The organism is Actinophytocola sp., assembly GCF_045807065.1.
Taxonomy (GTDB): Bacteria; Actinomycetota; Actinomycetes; order Mycobacteriales; family Pseudonocardiaceae; genus Actinophytocola.
Genome location: NZ_JBJMIE010000245.1, coordinates 1 through 7170 on the forward strand (window position 1 = coordinate 1; position 7170 = coordinate 7170).

At 71.4% G+C, this 7170-nt stretch carries 7 protein-coding genes; 5 read left to right on the forward strand and 2 right to left on the reverse strand.

Annotated features, from left to right (window positions below; translation table 11 throughout):
* The 4 genes from ACJ73U_RS14265 to ACJ73U_RS14280 all read left to right on the forward strand — a co-directional run.
* On the forward strand, window positions 1–184 hold a 184-nt coding region (locus ACJ73U_RS14265; protein WP_407778083.1), incomplete at its 5' end, for a hypothetical protein.
* Window positions 184–1248 (forward strand): acetate/propionate family kinase, encoded by a 1065-nt coding sequence (locus tag ACJ73U_RS14270; RefSeq protein ID WP_407778084.1) that lies wholly within the window; start codon window positions 184–186, stop codon window positions 1246–1248. The genes ACJ73U_RS14265 and ACJ73U_RS14270, both read left to right, overlap by 1 nt.
* Before the next feature lie 166 nt (window positions 1249–1414).
* The gene (locus tag ACJ73U_RS14275; RefSeq protein ID WP_407778085.1) at window positions 1415–2392 is read left to right on the forward strand and encodes an amidohydrolase family protein; all 978 of its coding nucleotides are present in this window, start codon (window positions 1415–1417) and stop codon (window positions 2390–2392) included.
* Window positions 2393–2488: 96 nt separating this feature from the next.
* Window positions 2489–3238, forward strand: a complete 750-nt coding sequence (locus ACJ73U_RS14280) for a hypothetical protein (RefSeq protein ID WP_407778086.1) — start codon at window positions 2489–2491, stop codon at window positions 3236–3238.
* 18 nt (window positions 3239–3256) lie between these two features.
* Here the strand turns inward: ACJ73U_RS14280 and ACJ73U_RS14285 are convergent, their stop codons facing one another.
* Entirely contained in the window at window positions 3257–6046 is a 2790-nt protein-coding gene (locus ACJ73U_RS14285; RefSeq protein WP_407778087.1) for a BTAD domain-containing putative transcriptional regulator, read from the reverse strand.
* 265 nt (window positions 6047–6311) lie between these two features.
* Here ACJ73U_RS14285 and ACJ73U_RS14290 point away from each other — a divergent pair, with 265 nt between their 5' ends.
* Window positions 6312–6536: a hypothetical protein gene (locus tag ACJ73U_RS14290; protein WP_407778088.1), complete on the forward strand. Its 225-nt coding sequence runs from the start codon at window positions 6312–6314 to the stop codon at window positions 6534–6536.
* Window positions 6537–6615: 79 nt separating this feature from the next.
* Here the strand turns inward: ACJ73U_RS14290 and ACJ73U_RS14295 are convergent, their stop codons facing one another.
* Entirely contained in the window at window positions 6616–7122 is a 507-nt protein-coding gene (locus tag ACJ73U_RS14295; RefSeq protein WP_407778089.1) for a DinB family protein, read from the reverse strand.
* Between the last annotated feature and the right edge of the window lie 48 nt (window positions 7123–7170).

Below are 7170 nucleotides of genomic sequence, written 5' to 3' on the forward strand. Positions count from 1 at the left end.
GGTCATGAACGACATGGACCGCTACCGACTCGTCATCGACGTCCTCGACCGGGTCCCCGGCCTCGGCGTGCGCACCGCGCTGCTGCGCCAGCGCATGCAGGACATCCGCGCCCGCCACCACGTCTGGACCCGCGAACACGGCGAGGACCTGCCCGAGGTCCGCGACTGGACCTGGCCGTTCTGATGCGGGTGCTGGTGGTGAACGCCGGCTCGTCCAGCCTCAAACTCGCGTTGCTCAATGAGACGGACGAGGTCGTCGACAGGGTGACCCTCGACCGGTGGTCCGGCGAGGACGAGACCGAGGACATCGGGAAGTTCGTCGGCCGGCTGCCCGGGGTGGACGCCGTCGGGCACCGGATCGTGCACGGCGGCCCGGAGCTGACCGGCCCGGTCCGGATCGACGGCAGCGTCCGCGACCGGATCGCCGGCCTGGCGGAGCTGGCGCCACTGCACCAGCCACGGGGCGTGGCCGGAATCGACGCCGTCGGCAAGGTGCTACCGGACGTGCCCGCGGTGGCGTGCTTCGACACCGCGTTCCACCACGACCTGCCACCCGCCGCCGCGACGTACGCGCTGCCGCGCGAGTGGAACGAGCGGTGGGGCGTGCGCCGGTACGGCTTCCACGGCCTCTCCCACGCCCACGTCGCCCGGCGGGTCGCGGAGCTGGCCGGACCGGGGCGGCGGATCGTCAGCTGCCACCTCGGCTCCGGCGCGTCGCTGGCCGCGATCGACGGCGACCGCTCGGTGGACACGACGATGGGGTTCACGCCGCTGGCGGGCCTCGTCATGGCCACGCGGTCAGGCGATGTCGACCCCGGTCTCCTGCTGTGGCTGCTGAACCGCGTCGACGCCGACGAGCTGTCCGACACGCTCGAACACCACAGCGGCCTGGCCGGCCTGACCGGCGGCAGCGGCGACGTGCGGGACGTCATCGGCAGCGACGAGCCGGACGACCGGCTGGCGCTGGCCGTCTACACACACCACCTCCGCCGCGAGATCGCCGCGATGGCGGCCGCGCTGAACGGCCTCGACGTCCTGGTGTTCACCGGCGGCGTCGGCGAGCACCAGCCCCCGATCCGCGCGGCGGCCGCCGAGGGCTTGGCGTTCCTCGGCGTACGCATCTCGGCGGCGGCGAACGACGCCGGTCGGACCGACATCACCGCGGCCGGCGCGCCCGTGCGGACGCTGGTGCTCGAGTCCCGCGAGGACGTGGAGATCGCCCGGCAGGTCCGTGCCGTGGTGTCCTAGTCTCGTCCTGGCCACGTCCTTTCGCGAGCCGCCGGAGGACAGCCTCGGTCCGCGAGGCGTCCAGCTTCAGGAGGTGCCGCGCGATGGTGAGCCCGAGAACGCCGCGGCTCGGCCTCGATTAGGGTGGGTCGGCTCGACAGGACATGAGCGAAAAGGACGTGTGGCCGTGCCGTTGATCGCGATCGAAGAGCACTGGAACTCCCCCGCCGTGATTGCGGCGCTGCGGGCACTCCCCGAGGGGCAGCGTGACGAGAGCCTCGCGTTGAGCGAGCTGGGCGACAACCTCGCCCACCTCAACGATCTCGGGGAGGGTCGCATCGCGGTGATGGACGCCCAGGGCGTCGACGTGCAGGTCATCTCCCTCGCCCCGCCGGGAGTCGGGGAGGTCGCACCGGCGGACGCGGTCGTCCTGAGCCGCGAGGCGAACGACCTGGCGGCGGAGGCGGTGGCGAAGTACCCGGCGCGCCTGCGTGCGTTCGCCGCGCTGCCGATGACCAACCCCGCCGCGGTGGCGGGAGAGCTCGAACGGGCCGCCGGCCTGGGCTTCGTCGGCACCATGGTCTACGGCCGCACGGGCGAGACCCCGCTCGACGACCCGTGCTACGACGACCTGTTCGCCACCGCCGCGGCACTCGGCCAGCCGATCTTCATCCACCCGCAGCTCCCGCCGCGTGCCGTCCGCGACGCCGCCTACTCCGGCTTCGACGAGATGACCAACCTGGCGCTGGCGACGTTCGGCTGGGGCTGGCACCTGGAAGCGGCGCTGGCGGCGCTGCGCCTCATCGTCCGCGGCACCTTCGACCGCCACCCCGACCTGCAGATCATCCTCGGCCACTGGGGCGAGCTACTGCCGTTCTGGTCCGACCGCACCAACAGCCTGACCCGCGTCGCGGGCCTGGAGCGCAGGGCCGAGGACTACCTCCGGACCAACTTCCACATCACGTGCTCGGGCATGCTCAACCCCGTCCTGCTGCGCCACACCCTCGAGGTCACCACCATCGACCGCCTCCTGTTCTCCGTCGACACCCCGTTCCAACGCCCCACCGCCGCGGACATCACCCAGTTCCTGGCCCAGTTCCCCGACGACGAGGACCGCCAGAAGTTCACCGCCGACAACGCGCGGAAGCTGTTCAGGATCGGGTAACACGGTTATGGCTCGACACGATCCTCTACGGGAACGCCACAGCGTCTCGAAAGCCGACCCGGTCGTTCCCAGCCTCCGGAGGACAGAGTGCGAAAGTTGGCCACCGCGATCGAGCACAGAACTGGTCGCGTTTTCCGGCTGCTGATCCGCGCGGGCTTGGGTGCGTTCATCGTGTTCTACGCGACTGCCGTGTTCATCAATCGCGAACTGGGCCTGGTCGATAAGATCGAGCGTCCGCTGATCATGGCGGCACTACTTCTGATCCTGGCCGTCCTGGCGCGGATCGAGCGCCACCTGAGCCGGGGTGAAACTCCCGAAGTAACCGTGTACACCAATCGTCACAGCTTCTACACGGCCACCCGAAAGACTGTCGAGAATTGCCAGGATCGAATCTTCGTATGTTATTTGTCACCCATAAGTCCGAATGAGGTCGATGCCTCCTTCCAGCAGCACATCGACGCGTGCCGCAAGTGGGCCAAGAGTTCCCCTCGGCACAGGTTCCGGCGAATCGGCGTGAATTCGGACGACCCTTCGATGATCGAGTTCTTGAAACGGGAGCTGACGGAGGTGCGTCGGGCGCGAGTGAATCAGCTGCACTATCGGGTCAAGCTGTTGGACCGTACTACCTACGATGCCGCCATGTTCTGCGTGGGCATCTACGATGACGACCAGGTATTCATTTCCTGCAACAGCGATACCGATCGCATCGTCGGCATCGGCATTCGCGGCCGAGAGGTTGTTCGCGAGTGCTTCGATCACTACTACGATTGTCTTTGGCATTCGGCTGTGGACATCGAGAAGTTCCCGATCGATGAGGTGCCCGCCCGCGTGTCGCCAACCCGGTGATCGTTCGTGGTCACTCATCTAGGGAGTTAGGGGAGGCGAACCAGTCTCGAGGCGGGCCGCGACCTTGGCCGCCGCCTGTCGCAGGTTCTGGGCCCGGTACAGGACGATGGCGCGCTGCCACGCCTCCCGGGCCGGCTCGTGGTCACCGCGCCCCACGTGGATGTCCCCGATCTCGGTGAGGGCGCCGGCCTGCCGGTAGGTGTTGTCCAGCTCGTGCCAGAGGGTCAGCGCCTGCTCGTAGTGCGCCAGCGCCTGCTCGTGCTGTCCGGTCCGCACGGCGATGGCGCCCATCGTCTCCAGGCAGTCGGCCTGCCCGTAGACGTCTCCGTGCCGGCGGCACAGTGCCAGCGCGGACTCGCACCGCTCGCGTGCCTCGTCGTGGTCGCCGAGGCGGGTGTGGCAGGCGGCGATCATGCCGAGCGTGCGGATCTCCCACGTCGTGCCGCCGGCCTCGTGGTACAGGTTCTGGGCGCTGAGCGCGTGGGGCAGGGCGCGGCGGTAGTCCTCCTGGTGCATCCACGCGAACGCCAGGATGAAGTGGACGCCCGCCTGGCCGAGGACGTCGCCGATCTTCTCCGCCAGCGCCAGCGACTGGCCGAGGTGGTGCAGCGCGGTGTCCTGCTCCCCCAGCGGCACGTACACCAACCCCAGCCGGCGGTGAGCGCGGGACTGCGCGGCCACGTTGTCCAGCCGCTGCGCCGCGGCCAGCCCGGCCGACCACGACGCGATGCTGTCGTGGATCGCGCCGCGCCGGTAGTGGAAGTTGTCGAGCGTCCACGCCAGCTGCCAGACGGCCGTGTCCCACCCGGCGCGCTCGGCGGCCGACAGGGCCGCGAGGACGCAGTTCTGGTTGGTGTCGAACCACGTCATGGCCGCCGTCTCGCTGGCCAGGTCCTCCGGCACGCAGTCGGCGGCGGGCACGCCGATGTCGATGGGTGGGAACTGCTGGTCGAGCAGCCCGCTGCCGCGGTAGGCCGTGTGCAGGTAGAAGTCGACGATCCGGCGCAGCGCGGCGCGGCGGTCCTCCGCCGGCTCGTCCGCCAGCGCGACCGCGTGCGCGTGCTGGCGGACCAGGTCGTGCAGCCGGTACCGGCCGGCCGCCGGCTCCTGCACGAGGTGGTCGTCGACCAGGTGGTCCAGCAGCCACGCGGCATCGGCCCGGTCGACCGCGGCGAGCGCGGCGGCGGCGTTCACGTCGATGTCCGGACCGGGGTGGACGCCCAGCAGCCGAAACATCCGCCGGCTGGGCTCGTACAGGTTCTCGTACGACAGCGCGAACGCCGCCGCGACGCTTCGGGCGCCCGTCGACAGCTCCGCGAGCGGTGAGCCGGCGCGGCGTAATCGTTCCGCCAGGTGCCACACGGTCCACGCGGGCCGGGACCGCAGCCGGGCCGCCGCGATCCGGATGGCCAGCGGCAGGTACCCGCACAGCTCGACGACCTCCCGCACCGCGGCCGCCTCCCCCGCGACGCGTCCCGCCCCGACGACCCCGGTGAACAGCTCGAGCGCGTCCCGCTCCGGCAGCACGTCCAGGGACATGACCTGCGCGGTCTCGAGGTCGACCAGCCGCCGCCGGCTGGTGATCAGCGCCAGGCTCCGGACGGTGCCCGGCAGCAGCGGCCGCACCTGCGCGCTGTCGGCGGCGTTGTCCAGCACCACCAGCATCGACCGCGCGGCCAGCTCCGCGCGCCACCGCGCGGCGCGGGCGTCCAGGTCGTTCGGGATCTCGGCACCGGGCACGCCGACCGCTCGCAGCAGCATGTCCAGCGCGGCCAGCGGTGTGGTCGGCGCCTGGTTGGGCGCGTGGCCGTGCAGGTCGATGAACAGCTGCGCGTCGGGGTAGTGCTCGGTGAGCCGGTGCGCGGCACGCACCGCCAGGGTCGTCTTGCCCACACCCGCCATCCCGTCCAGCGCCTCGATCACCAGCGCGCCGGAGCCCTCCCTGCCGGCGGCCAGCAGCCGGGCCAGCTCCGCCCTGCGCCCGGCGAAGTCGGCGACGTCCCCGGGCAGGTCGTTGCGGGCCCTGGGCCGGGCGGGCGGCGTGACCGGCGCGGCGGCGAGCCGGTCGTCGTTCTCCAGGACCTGCCGGTGGATCTCGACCAGCGTGGGCGACGGGTCGATGCCGAACCGCTCGACCAGCACGGTCCGGGCCCGCACGAACACCTCCAGCGCCTCGGCCTGCCGGCCGGCCCGGTAGAGCGCGCGCATCAGCTGTCCCCACAGCCGGTCGTGCCCGGGGTGCTGCTCGGTCAGCCCGGTCAGCTCCGCGATCAGCTCCGCACCCGCACCGACGGCCAGCTCGGCGTCGATCCGGTCCGCGATGGCCGACAGGCGCATGCCGGAAAGCCGCCTTGTCTCCCCCCGCAACGCGCTGACCTCGCCGAACTCCCCGTACGCGTCGCCGTGCCACAGGGACAGCGCGTGCGTCAGGTGCTCGACGGCCACCGCGGGCTCGCCGGCCGGCGCCTGCCGCCCGGCGGCGACCAGCTCCTCGAACCGCGCGACGTCCAGCACCCCGGGTGCCAGGCGCAGCACATAGCCGGCCGGGTGCGTCACCACGGCCAGCGCGTCACCGGCGGGCGACAGCGCGGCCCGCAGCCGCGACACGTACGTCCGCACCGACCGGTGCGCGCCCGGCGGCGCCTCGTCGCCCCACAGGGCCGAGACCAGCGTCCCGACGGCAGTCACCCGACCGCTGTTCGCGATCAGCGTCGCGAGGAGGGTGCGGATCCTGGTGCCCCCCAGGTCCAACACTTCCCCGCCCACCCGCACCTCCAGCGGGCCGAGCACCTGGACCAGCACGTCCATGCCCTTAGAGGAACCCACGACCACCGCGCAGATACCAGGACTGTCGACGAATTGTGGACGGATCGCAAACGAGAGGTGGAACGGTAGCCCTGTCACCGCAAGATGTGGGAGGTCGGAAGCGATGACGAGAGTGCCGAGGCGTTGCCCGACGGACACACCGTCGTCGTGGGTGGGCAGCGTCACATGCTCCGCTGGAGGCACGATCGCACCGCGATCGGCGGAGCGCCTCGACCCCGAACAAGGCCAGTGGCGCCCCGCCGCCGTCATGACTGACGCGCGGACTGCCCATTCGGTGCTGCCGCTCGCCGCCGGGGTCGTGCTGGTCGTCGGCGGCGCCCCGCTGGTCGGCGCCGCCGACGACCTGGCACTCACGATCCACGAACTGTATGACCTCTCGCACGACCGGCGGCTGCCCACCGGCGGTCCGCCACGCGGACACCGGCGCACGCCGCCCGCACAGACCCCGGTCCCACGGTGGTGCCACCAGTAGGCCCCCCAATCCCCGGCTTCACCGTGGGACCGGACCCTATCGTCAGCTCCGAGCGGTCGCGTGACCGCTCGGCCAGGGGCTATGCCCCCGTCACCCCGTCGATCGCCTCGCGGAGGAAGTCGGCGTGGCCGTTGTGCCGGGCGTACTCGTGCATCATGTGCATCATCACCAGCCGGAGCGACACGTCCTCGTCATGGCGCGCGTTGTGCCCGGTCACGTCCAGCGACTCGGCCGCCCGCTCGATCCGCCGCGCGTGCTCGACCTCGGCCTCCCACGCGGCGAACGCCTCCGCACGGGTCGAGCCGGACGGGTCGTACGCGGCCTGGAAGTCGCCGTCGGGGGACCAGACGAGCGGGATGTCCTCACCGTTGATGACGCGCCGGAACCAGTGCCGCTCCACCTCCGCCATGTGCCGCACGAGACCCAGCAGCGACAGCGTCGACGGCGGCATCGACCGCCGGCGCAGGTCGTCATCGGACAGACCCTCGCACTTCATCGCCAGCGTGGCCCGGTGGTAGTCCAGGAAAGCGCGCAGCGTCTCCCGCTCGCCCCCGCGCAGCGGCGGGCCGATCCGGTCCTCGGTCATGCGAACTCCCCTCGACCGCGCCGACCCTACCCGCCATGGTGCGGCTTA